Origin of the sequence: Sphaerotilus mobilis (assembly GCF_004216565.1) — a bacterium.
In the GTDB taxonomy this organism is placed as follows: Bacteria; Pseudomonadota; Gammaproteobacteria; order Burkholderiales; family Burkholderiaceae_C; genus Sphaerotilus; species Sphaerotilus mobilis.
In genome coordinates, this window is sequence record NZ_SGWV01000015.1 from 17,333 (window position 1) to 41,430 (window position 24,098).

Below are 24,098 nucleotides of genomic sequence, written 5' to 3' on the forward strand. Positions count from 1 at the left end.
GGTCCGGCCTTGCGGCACGCCCCGCATCGCCGGACCTTCGCCACCCCACGAACGTTGCACAGGAGCCCCCGATGAGCACCCCCGTCACGCAGAACGTCACCCAGAACGTCACGCAAGCGCGCACCGTCGAGCGGCTGGTCGCCGGCCAGCCGACCTCGGACGGCGCGGGCGTCAAGCTGACCCGCGTGCTGACCAACAACCTGCAGCGCCGGCTCGATCCCTTCCTGATGCTGGACGCCTTTGGCAGCGACCAGGCCGACGACTACATCGCCGGCTTCCCAGATCACCCGCACCGCGGCTTCGAGACCGTCACCTACATGCTCGCGGGTCGCATGCGTCACCGCGACTCGGCCGGCAACGAGGGCTTGCTGACCAACGGCGGCGTGCAATGGATGACCGCCGGGCGCGGCGTGATCCACAGCGAGCTGCCCGAGCAGGAGGAAGGCCGCATGGAAGGCTTCCAGCTCTGGGTCAACCTGCATTCGCGCGACAAGATGCGGCCGGCCTGGTATCGCGACATCCCGTCCGAGCAGATCCCCGAAGTCAGCCTGCCGGGCGCGACCGTGCGCGTGATCGCCGGCAACAGCCAGGGCGTGACCGGCGCGATGCAGCGCGAGACCACCGAGCCGGTCTACCTCGATCTGCACCTCGAACCCGGCGCCAGCATCGAACAGGCACTGCCGGCCGGCCACAACGCCTTTGTCTATGTCTACCGAGGTGCAGCCCGGGTCGGACCCGAAGGCCAGTCGACCGAGGTGCCGGTTCAGCGCATGGCCATCCTGGCCAATCAAGCGGCTGCCGACGGCGTTCGGGTGCAGGCCGGTCCGGACGGCGCCCGCGCGCTGCTGATCGCCGGCGCGCCGCTGAACGAGCCGATCGCGCAGTACGGGCCCTTCGTGATGAACACGCAGCAGGAGCTCTACCAGGCGGTCGAGGACTTCCGGGCCGGCCGGCTGGCCTGAGCCGCGCGGCCAGACCTTGTCCTCAAGGCCCGGCGCACAGGTCCAGCGCCGGGTCGATGCCGCCATCGGGCGAGCGCACGCCCATGCAGCCGAGCAGGCTTGCATACAGCTCATGGTGGCCGTGCCGATCGGCTGGCGAGACACGCGCACGGTCCATCAGGCGAGCATGACCGGCGGCCAGCGCCGGATCGGCCAGGAAGCGCCGGCTGGCCCAGAACAGCATCGGGACCTTGAACTGCTCCGGCGGCGCGATCGCCTTGGGCGTGGCGTGGAAGTGGGTGCCGCCGCCGATCGACTCGCCATGGTCGGCGGCATAGACCACCAAGGCCCGCCGCTGCCGCACGACGTCGCGCACGCCCTGCAGCACCGTGTCGACGTAGCGCACGCTGTTGTCGAAGGCATTGAAGAGCGAGGCCTCGTCGCAGGTGCCGTCCGGGTCGCTGCAGTCGGGCCGCCATATCGCCTGTTCGACCGGGTAGCGCTGGGCATAGTGGTAATGCGAGCCCTTGGTGTGCAGGACGACCAGCAGCGGCTGGCGCGGTTCGCGTGCCTCGTGGCGGTCAACGGCGGCGCGCAACTGGTCGACCAGCAGGACATCGTGGGTGGGACGACCGAGGTTCTGCGGCTCGGCCAGGATCATCTCGCGCAGCTTCATCTCGTCGGCACCGACGCGGCTGTAGAAGCCCGCCTCGCCCTGCAGCGCGTAGAGCTCGATGCGGAAGCCGAGGCTGCGGTAGACGGCGAACACATCGCGCTCGGTGACACGGTCGGGCGCACCGCCAAGCCCGGCCACGACCGCCTGCGGACGCACAAACATGCAGGCCAGCGACAGCTGGGTCGAGGTGTCGCAGGAACGGGCGGCAAAGGCCGCCAGATCACGTTCGCGCGCCAGGTGCGGGGTGGTGTCGCGGTGATGACCCAGCACGCCCATGCGGTCGTGCCGGGTCGTCTCGCCGATCACCAGCACGACCACCAGGCCGTCCAGCGGCACGGTGGGCAGGTGGCGGTGCAGCACCGAAGGGTCCTTGAGCTGCTGGCCGTCCCGGTGCTGTCGCCAGGCCTGCCCGGCCACTGCACCCACGCCAGCGAGCCAGTTCGACGGCAGGTAGGCATGAGCGGCCACGCCCGCCGCGCTGGAGGCCCGTGGCGCATCGGCCGGCACGACGTCCTGCGTGACCCGGGTCGCCGAGGCCAGCGCCAGCCGGGCCCCGCTCATCAACACCGCGCACACGGCGATCCAGACCAGCCAGCCGGCCAGGCGGGCGACACGGCGATGGCCGCGCCACCAGCTGCCCGGCGTGTGGCGCAGCCAGGCGAGGGTCGGCAACAGGCCCAGGGCGGTCCACCACAGCATCAGGCGGGCGTCGAGCAGTTCGCGGGTCAGGTCATGGTCCCGGGTGAGCGTCGCCAGCACGGTGCCGTAGCCGATCACGACCTGGAACTGCCACATGAACCAGGCCGCCGCCGCGCCGACAAGGATCACGCTGGCGCCCACCATCCGCAGCGCACTGCGTCCGGCCAAGGCGGCCAGGCCGATCAACAGCCCGCTCAGCCCCAGCACCAGCGCGGCCTCCAGCAGCGTCACCCACAGGGCCTGCGACAGACCGGCACGCTCGGCGAGCCCGACCCCTCGTCGCCAGAACACCGGCAGGTTCAGCAGCAGGCCGGTGCCCAGCACAAAACAGCAGCAGGCCAGCCAGCGCGTGTCAGCATCACCGGGTGACGCGCTGCGTCGAAACAGAAAGTTTGCGCCGGGCGGCGGCAGCGTGACGGGGCGATCGGGTTTCATGTTTGGTGTCTTCCATCGGAGCTCGACAGGCACCAAACGCTACGGATGCACGGCGGACCGGTGCATCACCGGAATCACTGGAAATCACCCACAAGCTGGTTGTTGCGACACGATGTGGGCTGGCGTCCGCAGCGCCATCACTTGTCCTCAGGACCGCACGACGGTTGAATCACGATGAACCCCAACGACTCCCCTTCCCTGCCCGACCTGCCGCCCACACCGCTGGGCCGCTACCGCCATTACAAGGGCGGCGAGTACGAGGTCATCGGCGTGGCCCGTCACAGCGAGACGCTGGAGCCACTGGTGGTCTACCGGCCGCTCTACAACGCCACCGGCCTGTGGGTGCGACCGCACGCGATGTTCTTCAGCACCTTGACGGTGGACGGCAAGGAGGTGCCCCGCTTCGCGCCCTGGGGTCGATCCGACTGAGGGCTGCCACAGGCGCCGTCAGGGCGAACGGCACAAGCGCCAGGACACGGTCACATCGCGGTCCCCAAGAACGCGTGAACGCGCTGAGTTCACGCCAGGAGCCGCCCACACGGATGGCTGTTGAAGGCTTGGGCCACGCCGTGGTTCTGGTGTGACCTGCAAGACGTGAAACTGCAGATGGCCGGCCTGTCCACGGGCGCGGACCGCTGGTTCGTGAGAGGCGACCCTGCAGGTTTGGCGTTCTCGGTCTTCCACGACCTGGACGAACGCCTGCTGGCTCGGTGTCTCCACGTTCGCGGTCTCTCGCGCCCTGTCGGGCAAGCCCGGCGTCGGCGTGGAGACCCGCGAACGCATCCTGGCCTGCGCGACGGCGAACGCCAGCGTGAGTCGGCTGCGACAACCTCGAAGCCGGTCGACTGGTCGCCCGCTACCTGGCCTCGCTCGGTTGCCGCCGGGTGGCGGTGCTGGCCTATCCGAAGGAATGGAACACACGCGCCCCGCGCGAACGGGGCCTGCGCGATGCCGCGCCGGCCACGATGGCGATCGACCTGGTCGAGTCCGACAACTCGGCCGAAGGCGTGCACGATGCCATGGCCGCACACCTGCGATCGGCCCAGCGGCCGGACGCGATCTACGCGCTGAACACCCCGCTGCTGCACGGCGCGATGCGGGCGATCAAGGCCGCCGGCCTGCGCATCCCCGACGACATCTCGGTGCTGGGCTTCGACGATTTCGAATGGGCCACGCTGCTGGACCCGCCGATGACCGTGGTCGACCAGCACATCGACGAGATCGGCCGCCTGGCCGGTGCTGCCGTCGTCGACCTGCTCGCAGACGCTGGCAATGCTGGTGGGGCCGCAGGTCGGTCAGCCACCCCACCACGGCACATCGCGGTGTCGCCGACGCTGGTGATCCGCGCCTCTTGCCGGTCGGTGCCTCGAATTCCGCAACGACCTGACGCTGTTCGCGCTGACGCGGCTGAACGACGTCGTTGGCGCCGTCTTCGCAGAAGCGGCCCTGTCGCTGATGAAGGCCCGCAAGCTCAAGCCCCAGGACGTCGCCGTGATCGGCTATGACGGCCAGACCGTCTACCAGGAGCCGCCGGAACGCGACCGCATGGCGGCGGTGGCGGACACCGCGCGGCCCTTTGAACGGTGGACGACCGGCGGCGATCCCTGCGGCCTGCAGATCGGTGAGCCCGGCGTCGTGGCGGTGCTCACGGATGTGCCCACGGTCACGCAATTCCGGTCGGTGGACCATGCCTTGGGCGGCACGGGCGCACCGCTGATGCAGTTCCTCGACCACGTCTTCTTCAAGGACCTCGCGCCGATCGCCACGCTCAACATCGGCGGCATCTCGAACCTGCAGGTCGCCAACCCGGATCGCAGCCGGATGCAGGCCTTCGACTGCGGCCCCGGCAACGTCATGATCGACCACGCCATGAACAAGCTGTTCGGCAAGCCCTACGACGCCAACGGTGCGGTCGCGGCAACGGGCCGCGTCGACGCGGGCTGCCTGGCCGAGCTGAATGCGCATCCTTTCTTCAGCCGTCGCGTGCCACGCTGTGCCTGGCGCCTCGACTTCGGCGGCGACTACGCGGACGCGGTGATGGCGCGACATGCCCACCTCTCACCGGCCGACCTGGTGGCAACCTTCACCGAGTTCACCGCCTGCGCGATCGTTCGGGCGTTGACGGGCCATGTGACCGTCCTGCCCCACATCCAACTGAGGCTGTCGGACGCCTATGGCCTGCCCTCCCAGTTCAAGGAGGCGATCAAGTTCGCCACCCTCGCCTTTGCGACGCTGCACAGCGTCGGCAACAACATCCCGGCGGCCTGCGGTGCGCGGGACTTCGGCGTGTTGGGCAAGCTGGTGCTGCCCCCTCGGGCGGCCCGGGGCTTGCCGGTCAGGCCCTGATCACGATGCTTGCCTGAGCAGGTCAGCCTTGCAGCGTGGCAGCGTGACGCCGCCGCTGGACGGCCGCATCACGCGCGATCTCAGAGGCTGACCGCCTGGCCGCTCTGGAACGACTGCGTCAGCGCCAGCGCGATGCGCGTGGCCTCGGTCGCGTCGGCCAGCGTGGCGGGCAGGTCGCCGTGGCCCAGACAGGCCGCCACGAAGGCGTCCATCTCGTGGAAGAAGGCCTGCTCGAAGCGGGCATAGAAATCCGGCAGGACGGGGTGATGGACCCCGCGTGCCGAGCGGTAGACCGTGGCGCCGGCCTGGGCGCCATAGCCGACCTGGACGGTGCCTTCGGTGCCAATCACCTCCAGCGTGGTCTCGTGGCCATGCGGCATGGTCCGGCTGGCGTACAGCATGGCGCGCGCGCCGCCTTCGAACTCGATGATGGCCATGCCGTTGTCGACGTCGTGGTGGCGCGCCAGATCGGGGTGCAGGGCGATCGTGCCGCTCGCGAAGACCTTCAGCGCCCGTGGGTTGCCCAGCATCCAGCGCGCCAGGTCGATGTCGTGCACGCTGCAATCGTTGAAGATGCCGCCAGAGGTGGCCGAGAAGCGCACGAAGAAGCCGTTCGGGTCGTTCATGTCGCAGGTCTGCGAACGCACCATGTACGGTCGACCCAGTTCCCCGCGCGCGACGGCCGCCTGGGCCGCCATGAGATCGGGGTCGAAGCGACGTTCGAAGCCGACCATCGCCACCTGTTCGGGGCAGGCCTGCGCCAAGGCCGTGAGCGACTCGCAGGTCGCCAGGTCCAGCGCCAGCGGCTTCTCCACGAAGACGTGCTTGCCGGCTCGCAAGGCCGCCTCGAACTGCCTCGGGTGCTCGGTGGTCGGGCTGGCGAGCACGACGGCATCGAGGTCCGCTTCGGCGATGAAGCGGTCGTAGTCCTGGTGCAGGCGCTCGACCCCGAGTTCGTCGCGCGCCCAGTCCAGGGCACCCATGCTCGGATTGCAGGCCGAGACCAGTCGGGCGCCGGTCATGCGGCGGGCCAGGTAGCTGGCGTGGCGACGGCCGAGCCGGCCCAGGCCGACGATGCCGACCTTCAGGGGCGATGTGGGCGACATGGGTGTCTCCTCGATGTCAGGTTTCAGGATGCAGGTTGCACGCTTCAGGTCAGACGCTTGTGGGCGGCGATGTCCAGCCAGCCGGACCATTGCTCGGGCGTCCAGCCCTCGCGCAGCGCCCGTCGCATCACCGCCTGCGGGCTCTCGGGCGCCAGGCCGCCCAGGGGCGGATCGCGGTCCAGGTTGGTCGGGAATGCATAGCCTTCGGCGCACGCGGCCACCGCACGGTCCACGCCGTCGCCGTCGAGCTCGCCTTGACCCAGCATCGCCAGCAGATGCGGATACAAGGTCCGCGACATGCCGTCGCGGTCAACCGACTCCATCGCCCGCCCGAAGGCCGACGAGACCTGCAGCAGGTTGGCCATGCGCTGGATGTCGTGCGAGCGGTTCTCGCCGGCCGCGTGCAGCAAGGCGGGGTTGAAGAACACGGCATCACCCTTGCCCAGCGGCAGTTGCACGCGGTGCTCGGCGAAGTGCGCGCGGAAGTCGTCCCGATCGGCCAGCAGATAGCCGTGGGCGTACTTCTGCGAATGCGGCAGGTAGAGCGTTGGCCCGCTCTCCAGCGGCATGTCCACATGCGCCACGGCGCCTTGCAAGGTCAGCATCGGCGACAGGCGGTGCACATGCGCCGGATAGCGCTCGGCCTGGGCGGGCGAGCAGAAGCCGAGGTGGTAGTCCCGATGTGGCGTCTGCGCGGCGCCACCCGGCCGCACGTTGTTGACCTGCGAGGTGATCTGGTAGGCCGGCCCCAGCCACGCCTGGCTGGCCAGCGCGATCATGTCGTTGGCGTAGTAGCGCGCGAACGAGACCGGGTCGATCCGGCAGAGCTTCTCCAGCGCATTCCAGACGCGGTCATTGGCGCCCGCCTTGGCGAAGTGGTCGCCCCCGCTGCTGCTGCTGCGTTCGCGGTCGATGATGTCCTGGAAGCGTGCCGTCACCGCATCGACCTCCGGCGCGGCCACCGCACCTTGCAGCACCAGGATGCCGGGCCCTTCTTCCCACACCCAGGCCCACTCGGCCATCAGCGCATCCCGGGCCTCGACCGATCGAGCCAGCCGCTCGCGCAGCGACGCGCAGTCGTAGACGGGCACGTCGCCCAGCAGGCGTGCGGCCTGTGGGCAGCCAGCCGGATCCGTGTGTGCGGACAGGACGCTGCGCAAGTCGTCCAGCCGGGCCTCATCGGCACGCAGCCAGCGCGGGGAAGTGGGGTGGTTCATGGGGCGTCCTGGGGTGCGTTGTCTTGATGGAAGTTTAGGAAGGCCGGGCGCCGACGGGCGGTCAAAACACCTCAGAAACACCTCAGGAAGATCGCAGAATCCGGGCTCGATGAACGGGCATCGCTCCTGGGGGGAAACACATGACGCACGCCTTTTCCATGAAGGAGATCGCGCTGCAGGCCGGCGTGAGCCTGGCGACGGTGGATCGGGTCCTGCACGGCCGGCCGGGGGTGCGGGCCGCGACGCAGCGGCGGGTCCGGCAGGCCCAGCTCGAACTGGAGCGGCAGCAGCGCCAGGTCGGCCTGCAAGGCCGTCGCTTCCTGATCGACCTGGTGATGGAGACCCCGACGCGCTTCTCGCGCATCGTGCGCGACGCCCTGGACAGCGCGATGCGGCGCATGCACCCGGCCGTCTTCCGGGTGCGCGAGCACGTCGCCGAGACCTGGGCCGCAGACGAGCTGGTGGACCTGCTCGACGCCCTCGCGCGACGCGGCAGCCACGGCGTGCTGCTCAAGGCCCCCGACGTCCCGGTCGTGGCCGATGCCGCAGCGCGCCTGCAGGCCAAGGGCATCCCGGTCGTCACCTTGGTCACCGACATCCACCCTGGCTCGCGCAGCGCCTACGTTGGGCTGGACAACCGCAGTGCCGGGCAGACGGCGGCCTACCTGATGGCGTCATGGCTCGGGCCGGCGCCCACCGACATCCTGGTGTCCAGCAGTGGCCAGCGCTTCCAGGGCGAAGGCGAGCGGATCCAGGCCTTCGCACAGGCGATGTCCATGCATCAGCCGGGCCACCGGGTGCGGGTGCTCGACACCGGCCTGGGCCTGCACGCCCCGACGGTGGCCGTGGTCGCGCAGCTGCTGGCGCGCTGCCCCGAGGTGGCAGCCGTGTATTCGGTCGGCGGCGCCAATGCCGCCATCCTCGCCGCGTTCGATCAGGCGCAGCGTCCCTGCCGGGCCTTCATCGGCCACGACCTGGACGAGGACAACCTCGCCCTGCTGCGGGCAGGACGGCTGTCGAGCGTCCTGCACCATGACCTGCTGCACGACCTGCACATGGCCTGCCAGGTGGTGATGCAGGCCCACGGCGCGGCACCTGCGGCCTTGACGTCAACCCGATCCAACGTCGAGGTCATCACACCGTTCAACCTGCCAGGCACGGTCGCTTCCGTGGGGCATGGGCCATGATGGAGCCGCAGCCAGCGTCCGTGCACAGCGCGCTCGACGTTGGCCGGGACCCAACCGTCGGCCGTCCCACAGCACGACAACGCCATCGCTGTTCGAACGGGATGTTGTGGTCTGCTGCTCAGCGTCACGACCGAGGCCCACCCAATCGTCAAGTGCGGGCTGCCGCCCCAATGGCCACGAGCAAATCATGACTCGGGCCCAGCTTGATACCGTCAGACATACCGTCAGGTCAGTGGCGTCGCTCTGCCACAGGCACCGTCAGGGCGATCGGCACAAGCGACCCGCGTCAGGTCCGATAGGACACAAACGCGATGCGCCGACCGTCCGGCGACCACGAGTTGACGTTCATCGTCCCCTGCCCGCCGAACAACTGCGCGATCACGCGGGACTCGCCTCCTTCGGTCGACGCCAGCCGGATCTCCACCTGGCGATCGGGTGGATGGTCGCCCGGCGCGACGTCGTCGCGCCCATAGGCCACGTAGACCACGCGCCGGCCATCGGGCGAGACGTGTGGGAACCAGCTGTTGCGGTCCTCGCGCACCATGTGCGTCGGCTCGCTGCCGTCGGCGTTCATGCGCCAGACCTGCATCAGCCCGCTGCGCGTCGAGTTGAACCAGATGTGGCGGCCGTCGGGTGAGTACTCGGGCCCGTCGTCCAGCCCGGGCGTGTCGGTGAGTCGCGTCTCCGGTCCGCCATCGATGTTGATCGTGTAGATGTCGTACTGCCCGCCGCGCTCGGCGCAATAGGCCAGTCGCCGGCCATCGGGCGACCAGCCGTGCAGGTAGCTCGGCCCCCGTTCCGTCACGAGGCGGGGCTCGCCACCGCCGATCGGCACGATGTAGATGCGCGACTCGACGTCCTCGTGCGCGAAGTGGCTGATCGCCAGCTCGGTGTCGTCCGGCGACAGCACGTGGTCGTTGTTGCAGTCGACCGCGAAGCCAGTGTCGATGCGTGTGACCTCGCCGCTCGCCAAGTCGTGGGCATGCATCAGGCCCTGGCTGTTGAAGATCAGCCTGCGACCGTCGCGGGTCCAGTTCGGTGCCTCGATGACGGCGTCGAAGACCTTCAGCACGGTGCGCTTGCCGGTGTCGACATCCAGCGTCTCGAGCACGCTGGTGGAGGCGCGCCGCGCCAGCAACGCGCGCAGTTCGAGAAGGGTCAGGTTGCCGGGCATGGATCACCTCATCTCGTCGAAGGGCTGCGCCGCACCGCTGAGCAGTGCCTGCATCAGCTGCGTGTGGTCGGCCTGGTGATTGACGCTCAACTCCAGCCCGAGCTGCGCCCGGGTGTCGACATAGCTGTACGACCCGCCCGGCCAGTAGCCGACGTGATACGGCAGGCCCACGCCGATCTCGCCAAGCTCACGCTGGAAGGCCCGGCGGTCATCGACCTGCAGGCAAACGTGGAAGACGCCCTGCCCGTGCCGATCGAGGTGATCGCGCCACGGGCTGGGGCCAGGGCCGGGCTGCATCAGCTCCAGCACCATGTGGCCGAGGTCGTGCTTGGCGACCTGGCAATCGACGTAGTCGGCCGGCTGGCCGTGTGTGTGGTGGACGATGGCGCCCTGGAAGATCACCTCGACCGGCGCCTCCGGGCGGTCGAGCAGGCGGGCCCAGTGGGCGTTGGCCTGGCGCACGTCGTGGACGACGATGCAGATCTGGAAGAGTTTGGGTGGGCTGGACATGTCGTGGCTGGGTCTGAGGTGTAGGATGGCGAACGAAGCGCGCGCAGCATGACGCATGGCCATGCCAGGGTGCAAGCGACGGCAGATTCGGCGCCGCGCAATGCACCGGACCTCACACCCGCTCGACGATCACCGCAATCCCCTGCCCAACGCCGATGCACATCGTGCACAGCGCATAACGCCCACCGGTGCGGTGCAACTGGTTGACGGCAGTCGTCACCAGCCGCGCGCCACTCGCGCCCAGCGGATGGCCGAGCGCGATGGCACCGCCGTTCGGGTTCACGCGCGCATCGTCATCGGCCAGCCCGAGGCCGCGCAGCACGGCCAGCCCCTGGGCGGCGAAGGCCTCGTTCAGCTCGATGACATCCATCTGATCGAGCTTCAGCCCCGTCTGCGCCAGCACCTTCAGCGTCGCCGGTGCGGGGCCGTAGCCCATGATCCGCGGGGCCAGGCCTGCCGTGCCCATGCCGACCACGCGGGCGCGCGGCGTCAGGCCATAGCGGGCCACGTTCGCCTCATCGGCGAGCAGCAAGGCACACGCGCCGTCGTTGACGCCACTGGCGTTGCCGGCCGTCACCGTGCCATCGGGACGCACGACGCCCTTCAACTTCGCGAGCGCTTCCAGGCTGGTCTCGCGCGGGTGTTCGTCCTTGCTGACGATCACCGCATCGCCTTTCTTCTGCGAGATCGTGACCGGGCAGATCTCGGCATCGAACACACCGGCCTTCTGCGCCGCCACGGCCTTTTGCTGCGACGCCAAGGCCATGCGGTCCTGCGCCTCACGCTCGATGCCGAAGTCGGTGGCGACGTTCTCGGCCGTCTCGGGCATCGAGTCGACGCCGTACTGCGCCTTCATCAGCTTGTTGACGAAACGCCAGCCGATGGTGGTGTCGTACACGGCGTTGGCGCGTGAGAAGGCGCTCTCGGCCTTGGGCATGACGAACGGGGCGCGGCTCATGCTTTCGACGCCGCCGGCAATCATCAGGCCCGCTTCGCCGGACTTGATGGCGCGGGCGGCCGAACCGATCGCGTCCATGCCCGATCCGCAGAGGCGGTTGATCGTGGCGCCGGGCACCTCCATCGGCAGGCCGGCCAGCAGCGCGCTCATGCGAGCCACGTTGCGGTTGTCTTCGCCGGCCTGATTCGCGCATCCATACAGAACATCGACGACAGCCGCCCAGTCGACCTGCGGGTTGCGGTCCATCAGGGCCTTGATCGGGATCGCACCGAGATCGTCGGCACGGACGATGGACAGCGCACCGCCGTAGCGGCCGAAGGGGGTGCGGATGGCGTCGCAGATGTAGGCGTGGGTCATTGGGTAGGTGTTCGGAGGGATGGGGTTCAGTCGAGCAGCAGGGCCAGCGCCGCCTCGTCGGCCAGACGCATGCCGCGACCACCGGCCGCGACGAGTTCGCGCAGTTCGGCCAACAGCTGCTTTCGATCCTGCTCTCGGGCCCAGAAGACCGGGCCGCCCTGCCAGCGCGGGAAGCCGTAGCCCTGGACCAGCACGACGTCGATGTCACCCGGGCGAGACGACACGCCATCGGCGTGCAGGCAGGCGGCCTCGTTGACCATGGCCAGCAGGGCGCGGCGCACGATCTCGTCGGCCTTCAGCGCGTGCCGCTGCAGGCCACGGGCGGCGCTGGCCTGCTCGATCAGGCCACGCACGGTCTCGTCGGTGGACGGCGCACGCTGGCCGTCGGTGTAGCGGTAGTAGCCGGCACCGCTCTTCTGCCCCATGCGGCCCTGCTCGCAGAGTTGCGCCAGCACCGGCACGTGGCGCTCGCGCGGGTCGCGTGTGGCCGCCTGGGCAAGGCGCATGCGCCAGGCGATGTCCAGGCCGGACAGGTCGGCCACGGCGAATGGCCCCATCGCAACGCCGAAGGCCGTCAAGGCACGGTCGACGTCCTCGGGCCAGGCGCCGTCCTCGAGCATGAACTCGCACTGGCGTCGGTAGGCGTTGTAGACGCGGTTGCCGATGAAGCCGAAGGCGTTGCCGCACAGCACCGGCGACTTGCGCAGCGTGCGGCCCAGCGCCATGCCGGTGGCCAACACGTCGGCTGCCGTGTCGCGACTGCGGATGACCTCCAGCAGCTTCATCACGTTGGCCGGACTGAAGAAGTGCAGACCCAGCACGTCCTGCGGGCGCGAGGTCACGGCCGCGATGGTGTCGATGTCCAGGTAGGACGTGTTGGTGGCCAGCACCGCGCCAGGACGGGCGACTGCATCAAGCCGGCGGAAGACGTCCTGCTTGACCGACAGCTCCTCGAACACCGCCTCGATCACCAGGTCGGCACGACCGATGGCCTGCCAGTCGATGGTGGGCAGCAAGCGGGCCTGAACGGCGACGGCTGCGTGTTCATCGAGCTTGCCAGCCGACACGCGCGCGGCATAGTGGTCGGCCACACGGTGGCGACCACGCGACAACGCGGCGTCGTCCTGTTCGACCAGGATCACGTCCAGGCCGGCATCGAGCGCGCAGATCGCGATGCCCGTGCCCATCGTGCCGGCGCCGATGACCGCCACGGTCGACACTGGGCGCGGCGCGACCTGCAGCGCATCGGGCAGGCGCGCGCTCTCTCGTTCGGCCTTGAACTGGTGGCGCAGCGCACGCGCCTCGGTGGAGCCGATCAGGCCGAGAAACAAGGACCGCTCCAGCGCCAGACCTTCATCCATCGGTCCTGCCGAAGCCGCCACCGCATCCAGCAACGCGGCATAGGCCGGCTGCAGGCGTTGGCGCGCATTCAGCCGCTGGCGGGCCAGCGAGACCTTGGTGGACACATAACCCGGGTCCAGGTGGATGCGATCGGCATGGGGCCACGGCGCGCCGGCATCTGCAAGCTCCGCAGCACAGGCACACGCGGCGTCCAGCAGATGGCCCTCCACCACTCGATCGAAGAGGCTGGTGTCGACGAATTCGGAGGCGGTCTTCTGTGTACCGCCGAGCATCAGGCCGAGCGCCACATCGATGCCGGCCAGCCGAGGCAGCCGCTGGGTGCCACCCGAGCCGGGAATCAGACCCAAAGTGACCTCTGGCAGGCCAACCTTGGCCCGGCGGGTCGCGACACGACCGTGGCAGGCCAGCGCCAGCTCCAGTCCACCGCCAAGTGCCACACCGTCGATGGCGGCGACCACGGGCTTGCTGCTGTGGCGGACCTGCTCCAGCACGCTGCGAAGGATGGGCTCCGCGAACTGGCGCGGGGTGCCGAACTCGGTCACGTCCGCACCCGCCGAGAAAGCTCGCTCGCTGCCGGTCAGCACGATGGCGCGGATGGCGGGGTCGGCCTGCGCCGCCGTCAGTGCCGAGACGATGCGAACGCGCAGAGCGTGGTCCAGACTGTTCAGGGGTGGGTTGTCGAGCGTGACGACTGCGATGTCGTGGCAAGGCATGGGGGGTCTCTTGGGTCAGATGATCGATCGGGCCTTGAGCGCCGCCAGATCGGCGTCGGACTGTCCGGCCAGTTCCTTCAGCACCTCCTCGGTGTGCTGGCCCAGAAGCGGCGGGGCGATGCGGTAGCTCACCGGCGTGGCCGAAAGCTTGAGCGCGCTGGCCGGCACGCTCACCTGTCCGGCAGTCGGATGTGGCAGGTCGAGCCGCATCTGGCGGGCGATGACCTGCGGGTCGGCGAAGACATCGGCCAGGTCGTTGATCGGGCCGCAGGGCACGCCGATGGCCTCCAGCGTGGCGATCCAGTCGCTTCGGCTGCGCTGGCGCATCATCGACTCGAGCTCGGCGACCAGTTCGTCGCGGTGGCGCACCCGGGCAGGGTTGGTCGAGAAGCGTGCATCGAAGGCCAGCTCGCGCCGGCTGCCCGCTTCCACCAGCTTGCCGAACTGGTGGTCATTGCCGCAGGCCACGATGACCCAGCCGTCGGACACCTCGAAGACCTGGTAGGGAACGATGTTGGGGTGTGCGTTGCCCCAGCGCTTGGGCGCCCGATCGGTCGCCAGGTAGTTGCTGGCCATGTTGGCCATCAGTGAGACCTGCACGTCCAGCAGGCTCATGTCGATGTGCTGGCCTTCGCCGGTGCGGTCGCGGTGCCGCAACGCGGCCAGGATGGCGATGACCGCATGGGCACCGGTGGCCAGGTCGGCGATCGCCACCCCGGCCTTCTGCGGACCACCGCCGGGGAGGTCGTCACGTTCGCCGGTCACGCTCATAAAGCCGGCCATGCCCTGCACGATGAAGTCATAGCCGGCCCTTGGCGCATAGGGTCCCGTCTGGCCAAAGCCCGTGATCGAGCAATAGACCAGACCCGGGTTCAGCGCGCGCAGGCTGTCAGGGTCCAGCCCGTAGCGGGCCATGTCGCCGACCTTGTAGTTCTCGACCAGCACATCGCACTGCGGAACCAGCTGCCGCACCAGCGCCTGGCCTTCGGGGCTGGCGAGGTCCAACGTGACCGAGCGCTTGTTGCGGTTGACGGCCAGGAAGTAGGCCGCCTCGCGGGTCTCCTCGCCGTTCGCATCACGGGCATACGGTGGCCCCCAGTGGCGGGTGTCGTCACCGGCGCCGGGACGTTCGATCTTGATGACGTCGGCCCCCAGGTCGGCCAGCGTCTGGGTGCACCAGGGGCCGGCGAGCACGCGCGTCAGGTCCAGAACGCGCAGACCGGTCAAGGCGCCGATGCTGCCGGCGACGGAAGATGTGGCGTGCGTGGTCATGTAGCCCCCCTCAGCCTTGGCGCATCAGGTGCTTGCCGATGATGATCTGCTGGATCTGCGTGGTGCCCTCGTACAGGCGCAGCAGACGCACGTCGCGGTAGAAGCGCTCGACCTTGTATTCGTTGATGTAGCCCGCGCCGCCGTGGATCTGCACGCCACGATCGGCGACGCGGCCCACCATCTCGGTGGTGAACAGCTTGGTGCAGGACGCGTGCATGCCGACGTCCGGATCGTCACGGCCGGCGGCCCGCTCGTCGTAGCGACGGGCCGTGGCATGCACCATCGACCAGCCTGCCAGCAATTCGGCCTGGCTGTCGGCCAGCATCGCCTGGATCAGCTGGAAATCGCCGATGCGCTGGCCGAACTGGCGGCGCTGCTGGGCGTAGGCGATGCTCTCCTGCAGGATGCGTTGCGCCATGCCGCAAGCGAGCGCCGAGACGTGCAGGCGGCCCCGGTCCAGCACCTTCATCGCCGTCTTGAAGCCACGGCCCGGCACGCCGCCGATGATGTTCGCGGCCGGGACGCGCACACCATCGAGGTTGACGTCGCAGGTCTTGGTGCCGCGCTGGCCCATCTTCTTGTCAGGCTTGCCCAGCGAGAGCCCGGGGGAGTCGGCCGGCACGATGAAAGCGGTGATGCCGCCCGCACCGGGCCCGTCGGTGCGAGCCATCAGGGTGAAGGCGCCCGCACGGGTGGCGTTGGTGATGTAGCGCTTGCTGCCGTGCAGGACGTAGTGATCACCATCGCGTTCACCACGGGTCTTGAGCGAAGCCGCATCCGAGCCCGCATCCGGCTCGGTCAGCGCAAAGGACACGATCAGTTCGCCGCTGGCAATCTGCGGCAGCCAGTGCGCCTTCTGCTCGGGCGTGCCGTCCATCAGGATGCCCTGCGAGCCGATGCCGATGTTGGTGCCGACCACCGAACGGAAAGCCAGGGCGGTCTGTCCCAGCTCATAGGCGACTTCGCATTCCTGCGCCATCGACAGGCCGATGCCGCCGAAGGCCTCGGGGATCGAGATGCCGAACAGACCCAGGTCCTTCATGTCGGACACGATGTCGGCGGGCACCTCGTCGTGCTCCTCGACGTGGTTCTCGGCGGGGACCAGGCGTTCGCGGACAAAGCGCTGCACGGCGTCCTTGAGCAGCAGGAAGGTTTCTTGATCGAGGGACATGGGCTCTCCAGGGGACAGAAACGATTGTTGGTTCGGTGGTCGTGTTTGACAATCACAAAGCCGATAAACACACTGTCAAGCGCTTTCGACGAATCAAACGAACAGGACCCCCAATGGACCTCAACGCCCTGGCGCTTTTCGTGGACATCGTGAAAGCCGGCAACCTCAGCCTGGCCGCCCGCAACCTGAAGATGAGCCGCGCCAACGTCAGCTACCACCTGACCCAGCTCGAGAAGTCGGTCGGCCAGCAACTGCTTCGGCGCACGACCCGGCGCATGGAGCTGACCGAGGTGGGCCAGCGCGTCTACGAACATGGCAGCGCGATCCGCAACGAATGGGAGGCCGTGCGCGAATCGGTGGCGATGTTCGGCAAGGCGCTGCACGGCTCGGTGCGGCTGAGCATGCCCACGGGCTTCGGCCACCTGGTGATGTCACCGTGGCTGATCGAGTTCAAGCGCCAGTACCCGGACATCGCGCTCGAGCTGCTGTTCGACAACCAGGTCGGCGACCTGCTGCGCGACGAGGTCGACCTGGCCGTGCGGGTCATGTCCGAACCGCCGCCCAACCTGATCGCGATCGAGCTGGCCCGGGTGCGCTATGTGCTCTGCGCCACGCCCGCCTTCATCGATGTGCAAGGCTTGCCGCAGACGCTCGACGACCTGGCACGGCAGCCGCTGATCACCTCTGCCGTGTCCGGACGCGAGTTGAAGGTCACGGGCTACCAAGGCGACGAGCGCCACGAGCGCACGCTGCATCCCACGCTGGCCTCCGAAAATTTCCAGTTCCTGCGCGAGGCCGTGCTGGCCGGCCTGGGCCTCGGACTGGTGCCGGACTACGTGGTCGCGCAGGATGTCGTCGACGGACGGCTCGTCACCGCCCTGGACGACTGGCGCCTGAGCGTCTTCGGCTCGCGCCTGCACCTGCTGCGCATGCCCGGTCGCTACCAGACGCTGGCCACACGCACGCTGATCGACTTCATCGTGGCCAGGTCCCGCTCTTGGGCGACCTCCTTCTCACGGGACCCATCCGCCACGCGCTGAATCAGGCGTTCATGACTGCCACGGATCGCGTGTCGAGATAGGCCTCCAGCGCCTCGCTGCCGCCCTCGGTTCCGTGGCCGGATTCCTTGATGCCGCCGAACGGCATCTCGGCCGATGCCAGCGCGCCCATGTTGATCCACAACATGCCGACCTCGACGTGACGGGTCAGCCGGTCGGCGTTGCGCAGGCCCTGGGTGAAGGCATAGCCGGCCAGGCCATAGGGCAGGCGATTGGCTTCGGCGATGGCCTCGTCGAGCGTGTCGAACGGGCGGATCAGCGCCATCGGGCCGAACGGTTCCTCGTTGAGTGCGCGCGCATCGAGCGTGACATCGGCGAGCACGGTCGGGCGCCAGAAGTTACCGGTCTCGCCGATGCGTTCACCCCCGGTCAGCAGGCGCGCACCGCGGGCCATGGCGTCGCGGGTCAGGTCCTGCATGGCGGTGACGCGGCGGGCATTGGCCAGCGGCCCCATTTGCGTGCCGTCGAGCAGACCGTTGCCGACCTGCAGGGCCTCGGTCTGCCGCGCGAACTCCTCGGCAAACGCATCGGCCACACGGCGCTGGACCAGGAACCGGGTGGGCGAGATGCAGACCTGACCGGCGTTGCGGAACTTGCTGGCCACGGAGATCTTCACGGCCAGTTCGAGGTCCGCGTCATCGCAGACGATCACCGGCGCATGGCCACCCAGCTCCATCGTCGCGCGCTTCATGTGCTGGCCGGCCATCGCAGCAAGCTGCTTGCCCACGGCGGTCGAGCCGGTGAAGGTGATCTTGCGGATCAGCGGGTGCGGGATCAGGTAGCCGGAAATCTCGGCCGGATCACCATAGACCAGCCCGAGCACGCCCGGCGGCAGGCCGGCGTCGGCGAAGGCGCGGATCAGCGCGGCGGGGCTGGCGGGGGTTTCCTCCGGGCCCTTGACGAGCATCGAGCAACCCGCAGCCAGCCCGGCCGCCACCTTGCGCACGACCTGGTTGATCGGGAAGTTCCACGGCGTGAACGCGGCGACCGGACCGACCGGGTCCTTGACCACCATCTGCCGGATCCGCAGGTCGTGGCGCGACGGCACCAGCCGGCCATAGACACGCAGCCCTTCGTCGCCGAACCAGTCGATGATCTCGGCCGCCGCCAGCGTCTCGGCGCGCGATTCCAGCAGCGGCTTGCCCTGCTCGCGCGTCATCAGGGTGGCGATGGCATCGGCCCGCTCGCGCAACAGCGTCGCGGCCTTGCGCATGATGCGGGCCCGCTCGATGGCGGTCATGGCACGCCAGGTCTCGAAGCCGCTGCGGGCCGCCGCGACGGCCTCTTCGAGATCACTGCGCTCGGCCCGTGCGACCTGACCGATCACCCGTCCGTCGGACGGATCGATCACCGGCAGCGTGCGTCCGGCCGCGCCGTCGCGCCAGACCCCGGCGATGAAGTGACGGACGTCGTGCGCGCTCACGGACTCACCTCGTCGGACCGCTGCGGGTCGCGCGCCGGAAGGCCGAGCGTGTGACCCATGCGGTGCTGCTTGGTGCGCAGGTATGCCTCGTTCTCGGCAGTCGGCGGGGTCTGCAGCGCCACGCGTTCGGTGATGTTCAGGCCGAACTCGGCGATGCCCTGGTACTTGGCCGGGTTGTTGGTAAGCAGCCGGATGCTGGTGATGCCCAGGTCCTGCAGGATGCGCGCGCCCACGCTGTAGTCGCGCGCATCGACCGACAGGCCCAGTTCCAGGTTGGCCTCGACGGTGTCGCGCCCGGCGTCCTGCAGCGCATAGGCGCGCAGCTTGTGGGTCAGGCCGATGCCGCGCCCCTCGTGTCCGCGAAGGTAGAGCACGACGCCGCGCCCGGCCCGGCCGACGGCGGCCAGCGAAGCTTCCAGCTGCTGTCGGCAGTCACAGCGCAGCGAGCCGAAGGTGTCGCCGGTGAGGCACTCGGAATGGACCCGGACCAGCAGGTTCTCGGCGCCTTGCAGGTCGCCCATGACCATCGCGAGATGCTCGTGCTCACCGCCCTGGGCGCGGTAGACGCAGGCGGTGAACATGCCGTGGCGGGTCGGCAGGCGGGCCTCGGACTCGCGCCGGACCTCGATGCGCGCGCGCCGGTAGGCCACCAGGTCGGCGATGGAGATCATCACCAGGCCGTGGGTGCGGGCGAAGTCCTCGAGCTGCGGCCGGCGGGCCATGGTGCCGTCGTCGTTGACCACCTCGGCCAGCACGCCACCGGGGCGCAGGCCGGCCAGGCGGGTCAAGTCGACCGATGCCTCGGTGTGACCTGGCCGGTGCAGCACGCCACCGGGCACGGCCCGCAGCGGGAAGACGTGGCCCGGACGGTTGAAGTCCGATGGCACGGCATCAGGGTCGACCAGCGCACGGAAGGTCAGCGCCCGGTCGACCGCCGAGATGCCAGTGGTCGTGCCGTGCCGGACGTCGACGGTGACGGTGTAGGCCGTGCGCATCGAGTCGGTGTTGCGCTCAACCATGAGCGGCAGGCCGAGCTGGTCCAGCCGTTCGCCGGGCAGACCGATGCACAACATGCCGCTGGTGTGGCGGACCATGAAGGCGATGGACTCCGGCGTCGCGTGTTCAGCCGCCAGGATGAGGTCGCCCTCGTTCTCGCGGTCCTCGTCGTCCACCACCACCACCATCTCGCCGCGCGCGAGCGCCGCCAGAGCGTCTTCGATCCGATGCAAGGCCATCACCTGTCTCCTGGGTTGATCCGGCCCTGCAGGGCCGTGGATGGATCAGGAGATAGCCAAGTCCGTGCCAATCGGTCTTGCAGCCAGGGCTGCAGGTCGCCACGCTTGAAGAAACAAGGACTTGCAACCGTCGCACTGCGGACCGGCGCCTGTGCGCACAGCGGCTGCGACAGGCAGGTGTCGCATGCGACGAGCGCCTGCGACAGTCCAGTCGGGTCGCTGTCGCGCCTCAGTGAGGCTGGCGGCGTGGGCGGTGCACGTCGAACTCGTTGAGCCGACGGTGCAGGGTCGCCCGGGAGATGCCGAGCTGGGCAGCGGCGGCCGAGACGTTCCAGCCGGTCCGCTCCATCAACGTGAGCAGCGATTCGGCATCGGACACCTGGCGCTTCACAGCCGGTGGCGAGGCCGGTCCGCCCTTGCGTCCAACCAGTGGCTCGGCTGGCTCGGCGCACTCGACCTGTTCGCGCAGGGAGGCCGGCAGGGACGACAGGCCGATGACGCCGTCATCGTTGATGGCCACGCTGAACTTCGCGACGTGCTGCAACTCGCGAATGTTGCCGGGCCAGCGGTGACGGCGCAGCACATCCATGGCAGCCGCGCCCAGCGGGCAGTCGTCGACACCAGCCTCTGTTGCCGCCCGAGCAAAGGCGCGTTCGACCAGCTGGTCGAGGTCGGTGCGTTCCCGCAGCGGTGGCAGGGCCAGCGTGGCGCCGCTCAAGCGGTAGTAGAGGTCTTCGCGGAAGCGGCCTTCCTGTACCAGTGCCTGGAGGTCGCGCAGGCTCGCCGAGATCAGCGCGAAGCGGACCTGCACCGGCTCGGTCGCGCCGACCGGCACGAACTCGCCTTCGGACAGCACCTGCAGCAAGCGGCCCTGCAGGCCCAGTGGCATGTCGCCGATCTCGTCGAGGAAGAGCGTGCCACCGTGGGCGCCCATCAGCCGTCCTGGCGAGCCCTGACGTGCCGCACCGGTGAAGGCGCCGGGTCGATGGCCGAACAGCTCGCTCTCGATCAACTCCTGCGGGATCGCCGCGCAGTTGATCGAGACGAAGCCTCCGGCGCGATGCGGCCCATCCTCGTGCAGCGCCCGCGCGAGCTGTGTCTTGCCACTGCCGGTCTCGCCTTGCAGCAGCAGCGGCAGGCCCCGCGCATGCAGGCGCTGGGCGAAGCGCAGGCGCTCCAGCATGGCCTCGTCGTGGCCGACGATCTCCTCGAGCGTCGGCGCCGTCGCGGCCTTCGAGGTCGACACCTTGGGCGCCGCAGACTGCGGCGCCAAGCGGGCCGCACGAGGGGCCACATCGATGTCCTGAACCTTCACGGGCGCACGCCTGGGCGGCTCGGTCACCCGCAGGTGAATGCGACCGTTGACGCCCTCCAGCGTCGCCAACGGGTCCTGCAGCAGGCGCTCGACATGGCCGGCGTCGACGATCGCGCTGAACTTGCGGCCGATGAGCTGCTCGGGCAATTCACGGGCACGCCCGTTGATCGAGACGCTGCGAAGCAGCCGCGCGGCATTGGGTGTCGCATCGATGATGCGGCCACTCTCGTCGACGGCCAAGCGCGCCTCTGCCGCCGTGTCGCTGAAATCATCGTGGCGGGACAGCCGCAGGACGCGGGCACGGACGTGACGCCGGTCGAAGAACACGTTCTCGATCCGGCGCGCCGAGCTGGCCACCATCTGCCGCACGACGGCCTGAAGCGTGTGGTCGGTGCTGCGCATCGCGGTCACGTTGAGGACCCCGGCCAGCCGGCCCTCCGCGCCGAAGATCGGCGCCACGGTGCAGCTCAGGCCGGCCAGCTTGGTCGCGAAGTGTTCTGACATCACCACCGACAGCGGCTTCTGCTCGCGCAGGCAGAGTCCGACACCGGTCGTGCCCTGCTTCTCCTCGTTCCAGACCGAGCCTGGCAACACGCGCAGGTTCGAGCAGGTGTCGACGACCGTCGAGGCACTGCGGAAATGCATCACCACGCCCTGGGCGTCGGACAGCATGACCACCTGGGCGTGATCGCTCAGGGACTGGAACAGCCGGTCGATCTCGGGCGACGAGTACGCGCTCATCTCCTCGATCGGTGCGCGTCGCACCTGCAGTTCGGCGTGGGTCAGGACGTCGGGCTCGACGATCCGGTCGGGCTCCAGTCCATGTTCGGTGACGCTGCGCATCCACGAGGCCAGCACGCCGGGCTCGACGTCGGGCATCTGAACCGGGCGCCGCCCTTCCAGCGCGGCCATGACGAGGTGCGCGTGACTGTTGTTGGCCAAGTCGGCTCTCCCACGGTTGGCGCACGAATTTAAGGGTGCACGCCGCGTTTCGCCTATGGTGACAACCCGTGCCGGCGTCCGACCTTTGTCGAGGTGTCGCCGAGGGCTGTCGCGCCGCACCCGGGCTGCGACAGTCGACTGTCGCATCCGCCGCCGCGTGCGACACCGCCGACGCCGGCAAGTGCTTGATTTGTCTCGTTTCCTACCCGTGGCACGGCACTGGCAAGGACTCCTGCACAAGGCGAACGACGCCACACAGGAGACGAGCGAGATGAGCACAAGCAACAGCGTGGGAGAAGGACAGCAGGACCTGTCCGCCCACCTGAAGGAAGCGATGCGCCGGCTGGCCAGTTCGGTGGCCATCGTCACCAGCCGGGACACGGACGGCCAGCCGCACGGCATGGCGGCCTCGGCGGTGATCCCGGTGTCGATGGACCCGCCGTCGATGCTGGTGGCGGTCAACCGCGATGCCGGCCTCCATCCGGTGCTGCAGCGCTCGCGCCGCTACTGCATCAACCTGCTGGCCGACGACCAGCACCCGTTGCTGAAGCTCTTCTCGCAGACCGCACTGCGCGAGCAGCGTTTTCGCTCGGACGACTGGCGTGATGCCTGGACGACCGGCGACGGTCCCCTGCCCTGGCTGGACGGCGCCCCCGCCGCGATCGAGTGCGAAGTCGACCAGACCCTGGACTACGGCACCCACACCCTCTTCGTCGGCCGTGTCGTCCGCGTGCGATGTGCGCCGACCGAGACGGCCACTGGCACCTCCGCGCCACAGCCGCTGGTCTGGCTGGCCGGCCAACGCGCCCGCCTTGCCGCAGCGGCCTGACCGCCACGCCTCCTGCCCCGCTTTCTTCCCCCGCGCCAGCCGGCGCTTCCAACCCCAAGAGGAGACTGACCATGAAACTCGGCCTGTTCGGCATGCCCCTGCACCCGCCCACCCGTCCGACGGCGGAGACCTACGAGGAGAACACCGACCGCGTGATCCACGCCGATGAACTCGGCTTCGACGAGGTCTGGTTCGGCGAGCACATGTCGTGCACCACCGAGCCGATCGCCGCGCCGCTGATGTTCATGGCCTCGCTGCTGAGCCGCACCAAGCACGTGAAGTTCGGCACCGGCGTGATCGCGCTGCCCAACCACCACCCGGCCGTCGTCGCCGCCGAGGTCGCCCAGTTCGACCACATGAGCCGCGGCCGTCTGATGTTCGGCATCGGCCCGGGCGGCCTGGCCAGCGACATGGAGCTGTTCCAGGTCCTCGACAACGCCTACCGCAGCGAGCGGATGATGGAGTCGATCGACACCATCCTGAAGCTGTGGCGCCAGGACCCGCCGTATCACATCGAGGGCAAGCACTGGAACATCCAGCTGTCGCAGACCGTCATGCCCGAGCTGGGCGTGGGCTACATCCCCAAGCCGTTCCAGCTGCCGCACCCGCCGATCATGATGACGGCGATGTCGCCCTTCTCGGACAGCGTGAAGACGGCCGGCCAGCGCGGCTGGAGCCCGATGAGCGCGAACTTCTGCCCCGAGTACGTCATCGCCAGCCATTGGAAGAAGTACCTCGAAGGCTGCGAGCTGGGCGGCCGCAAGCCCAATGGCGACGACTGGCGCGTGGCACGCAACATCGTGCTGGCGCGCAGCGACTCCGAGGCGCGTGACCGTGTCATGGATCCGGCAGGCAGCAACTACTACTACTTCGAATACCTCTGGAAGGTGCTGCTGGCGGTGAACTACACGGCCGTCATGAAGGCCGACCCCAAGCAGCCCGATTCGGAGGTCACGATCGAGCAGCTGATCGACAGCATGGTGGTCTACGGCTCGCCCAAGACCGTCACCGAAAAGCTGCTGGCCTTCCGCGAGCGCACCGGCCCGTTCGGTGCGCTGCTGATGGCGTCAATGGACGGCTCCGGCGCCAACCGCGCCCGCGAGTGGGAGTCGATGACGCTGCTGGCCCGCGAGGTCATGCCCAAGATCCGCGCGGCACTGGGCCGCTGAGTC

Annotated in this window: 19 protein-coding genes and 2 pseudogenes; 9 read left to right on the forward strand and 12 right to left on the reverse strand. The window is 68.9% G+C overall.

Going from position 1 to position 24,098, the window contains the following annotated elements; translation table 11 throughout:
• Positions 1-71 precede the first annotated feature (71 nt).
• On the forward strand, positions 72-962 hold the full coding sequence (locus tag EV685_RS20225; RefSeq protein WP_130483885.1) for a pirin family protein: 891 nt from the start codon (positions 72-74) through the stop codon (positions 960-962).
• 22 nt (positions 963-984) lie between these two features.
• Here the strand turns inward: EV685_RS20225 and eptB are convergent, their stop codons facing one another.
• On the reverse strand, positions 985-2,751 hold the full coding sequence (gene eptB, locus EV685_RS20230) for a kdo(2)-lipid A phosphoethanolamine 7''-transferase (protein WP_130483886.1): 1,767 nt from the start codon (positions 2,749-2,751) through the stop codon (positions 985-987).
• A gap of 174 nt (positions 2,752-2,925) precedes the next feature.
• Between eptB and EV685_RS20235 the strand changes: the two genes are divergently transcribed.
• The 4 genes and pseudogenes from EV685_RS20235 (at position 2,926) to EV685_RS20255 (ending at position 5,097) form a co-directional block, all read left to right on the forward strand.
• The gene (locus EV685_RS20235) at positions 2,926-3,180 is read left to right on the forward strand and encodes a DUF1653 domain-containing protein (RefSeq protein WP_130483887.1); all 255 of its coding nucleotides are present in this window, start codon (positions 2,926-2,928) and stop codon (positions 3,178-3,180) included.
• Between the two features lie 120 nt (positions 3,181-3,300).
• Positions 3,301-3,447 (forward strand): annotated as a pseudogene (locus EV685_RS21250) (oxidoreductase C-terminal domain-containing protein); the annotation flags it as partial.
• 137 nt (positions 3,448-3,584) lie between these two features.
• Positions 3,585-4,256: pseudogene (locus EV685_RS20250) on the forward strand (LacI family DNA-binding transcriptional regulator); the annotation flags it as partial.
• Positions 4,159-5,097 carry an anhydro-N-acetylmuramic acid kinase gene (locus tag EV685_RS20255; RefSeq protein WP_242615705.1) on the forward strand — a complete coding sequence of 313 codons (939 nt, stop codon included), beginning with the start codon at positions 4,159-4,161 and terminating at the stop codon, positions 5,095-5,097. The pseudogene EV685_RS20250 and the gene EV685_RS20255, both read left to right, overlap by 98 nt.
• Positions 5,098-5,177: 80 nt before the next feature.
• Here the strand turns inward: EV685_RS20255 and EV685_RS20260 are convergent, their stop codons facing one another.
• Positions 5,178-6,203 (reverse strand): Gfo/Idh/MocA family protein, encoded by a 1,026-nt coding sequence (locus tag EV685_RS20260; RefSeq protein ID WP_130483889.1) that lies wholly within the window; start codon positions 6,201-6,203, stop codon positions 5,178-5,180.
• A gap of 44 nt (positions 6,204-6,247) precedes the next feature.
• On the reverse strand, positions 6,248-7,420 hold the full coding sequence (locus EV685_RS20265; protein WP_130483890.1) for a phytanoyl-CoA dioxygenase family protein: 1,173 nt from the start codon (positions 7,418-7,420) through the stop codon (positions 6,248-6,250).
• A gap of 140 nt (positions 7,421-7,560) precedes the next feature.
• Here EV685_RS20265 and EV685_RS20270 point away from each other — a divergent pair, with 140 nt between their 5' ends.
• Positions 7,561-8,607 carry a LacI family DNA-binding transcriptional regulator gene (locus tag EV685_RS20270; RefSeq protein WP_130483891.1) on the forward strand — a complete coding sequence of 349 codons (1,047 nt, stop codon included), beginning with the start codon at positions 7,561-7,563 and terminating at the stop codon, positions 8,605-8,607.
• Positions 8,608-8,893: 286 nt separating this feature from the next.
• Here the strand turns inward: EV685_RS20270 and EV685_RS20275 are convergent, their stop codons facing one another.
• The 6 genes from EV685_RS20275 to EV685_RS20300 all read right to left on the reverse strand — a co-directional run bounded on the left by EV685_RS20275 (position 8,894) and on the right by EV685_RS20300 (position 16,124).
• Complete coding sequence (locus EV685_RS20275) at positions 8,894-9,781, reverse strand: TolB family protein (RefSeq protein ID WP_130483892.1); 888 nt, start codon at positions 9,779-9,781, stop codon at positions 8,894-8,896.
• 3 nt (positions 9,782-9,784) lie between these two features.
• Positions 9,785-10,291, reverse strand: a complete 507-nt coding sequence (locus EV685_RS20280; protein WP_165396879.1) for a VOC family protein — start codon at positions 10,289-10,291, stop codon at positions 9,785-9,787.
• A gap of 112 nt (positions 10,292-10,403) precedes the next feature.
• Positions 10,404-11,606, reverse strand: a complete 1,203-nt coding sequence (gene pcaF / locus EV685_RS20285; protein WP_130483894.1) for a 3-oxoadipyl-CoA thiolase — start codon at positions 11,604-11,606, stop codon at positions 10,404-10,406.
• Between the two features lie 26 nt (positions 11,607-11,632).
• Positions 11,633-13,681 carry a 3-hydroxyacyl-CoA dehydrogenase NAD-binding domain-containing protein gene (locus EV685_RS20290; protein ID WP_130483895.1) on the reverse strand — a complete coding sequence of 683 codons (2,049 nt, stop codon included), beginning with the start codon at positions 13,679-13,681 and terminating at the stop codon, positions 11,633-11,635.
• A gap of 15 nt (positions 13,682-13,696) precedes the next feature.
• A complete protein-coding gene (locus EV685_RS20295) occupies positions 13,697-14,917 on the reverse strand; it encodes a CaiB/BaiF CoA transferase family protein (protein ID WP_130483940.1) in 1,221 nt (406 codons plus the stop codon).
• A gap of 46 nt (positions 14,918-14,963) precedes the next feature.
• Positions 14,964-16,124 (reverse strand): acyl-CoA dehydrogenase family protein, encoded by a 1,161-nt coding sequence (locus EV685_RS20300; protein WP_130483896.1) that lies wholly within the window; start codon positions 16,122-16,124, stop codon positions 14,964-14,966.
• Positions 16,125-16,237: 113 nt separating this feature from the next.
• Between EV685_RS20300 and EV685_RS20305 the strand changes: the two genes are divergently transcribed.
• Positions 16,238-17,164, forward strand: coding sequence for a LysR family transcriptional regulator (locus tag EV685_RS20305; RefSeq protein ID WP_130483897.1), 927 nt, complete (start codon positions 16,238-16,240; stop codon positions 17,162-17,164).
• A gap of 1 nt (position 17,165) precedes the next feature.
• Here EV685_RS20305 and EV685_RS20310 read toward each other — a convergent pair whose 3' ends face one another.
• The 3 genes from EV685_RS20310 to EV685_RS20320 form a co-directional block, all read right to left on the reverse strand.
• The gene (locus EV685_RS20310) at positions 17,166-18,605 is read right to left on the reverse strand and encodes an NAD-dependent succinate-semialdehyde dehydrogenase (RefSeq protein WP_130483898.1); all 1,440 of its coding nucleotides are present in this window, start codon (positions 18,603-18,605) and stop codon (positions 17,166-17,168) included.
• On the reverse strand, positions 18,602-19,840 hold the full coding sequence (locus EV685_RS20315) for a bifunctional 3,4-dihydroxy-2-butanone-4-phosphate synthase/GTP cyclohydrolase II (protein ID WP_130483899.1): 1,239 nt from the start codon (positions 19,838-19,840) through the stop codon (positions 18,602-18,604). Before EV685_RS20315 ends, EV685_RS20310 begins: the two co-directional genes overlap by 4 nt.
• Positions 19,841-20,069: 229 nt before the next feature.
• A complete protein-coding gene (locus tag EV685_RS20320) occupies positions 20,070-22,097 on the reverse strand; it encodes a sigma-54-dependent Fis family transcriptional regulator (RefSeq protein ID WP_165396880.1) in 2,028 nt (675 codons plus the stop codon).
• 271 nt (positions 22,098-22,368) lie between these two features.
• On the opposite strand from EV685_RS20320, the gene EV685_RS20325 reads away from it, so the two are divergent.
• Entirely contained in the window at positions 22,369-22,926 is a 558-nt protein-coding gene (locus tag EV685_RS20325; RefSeq protein WP_165396881.1) for a flavin reductase family protein, read from the forward strand.
• A gap of 71 nt (positions 22,927-22,997) precedes the next feature.
• Complete coding sequence (locus EV685_RS20330; protein ID WP_130483901.1) at positions 22,998-24,095, forward strand: LLM class flavin-dependent oxidoreductase; 1,098 nt, start codon at positions 22,998-23,000, stop codon at positions 24,093-24,095.
• The last annotated feature ends 3 nt before the right edge of the window (positions 24,096-24,098 follow it).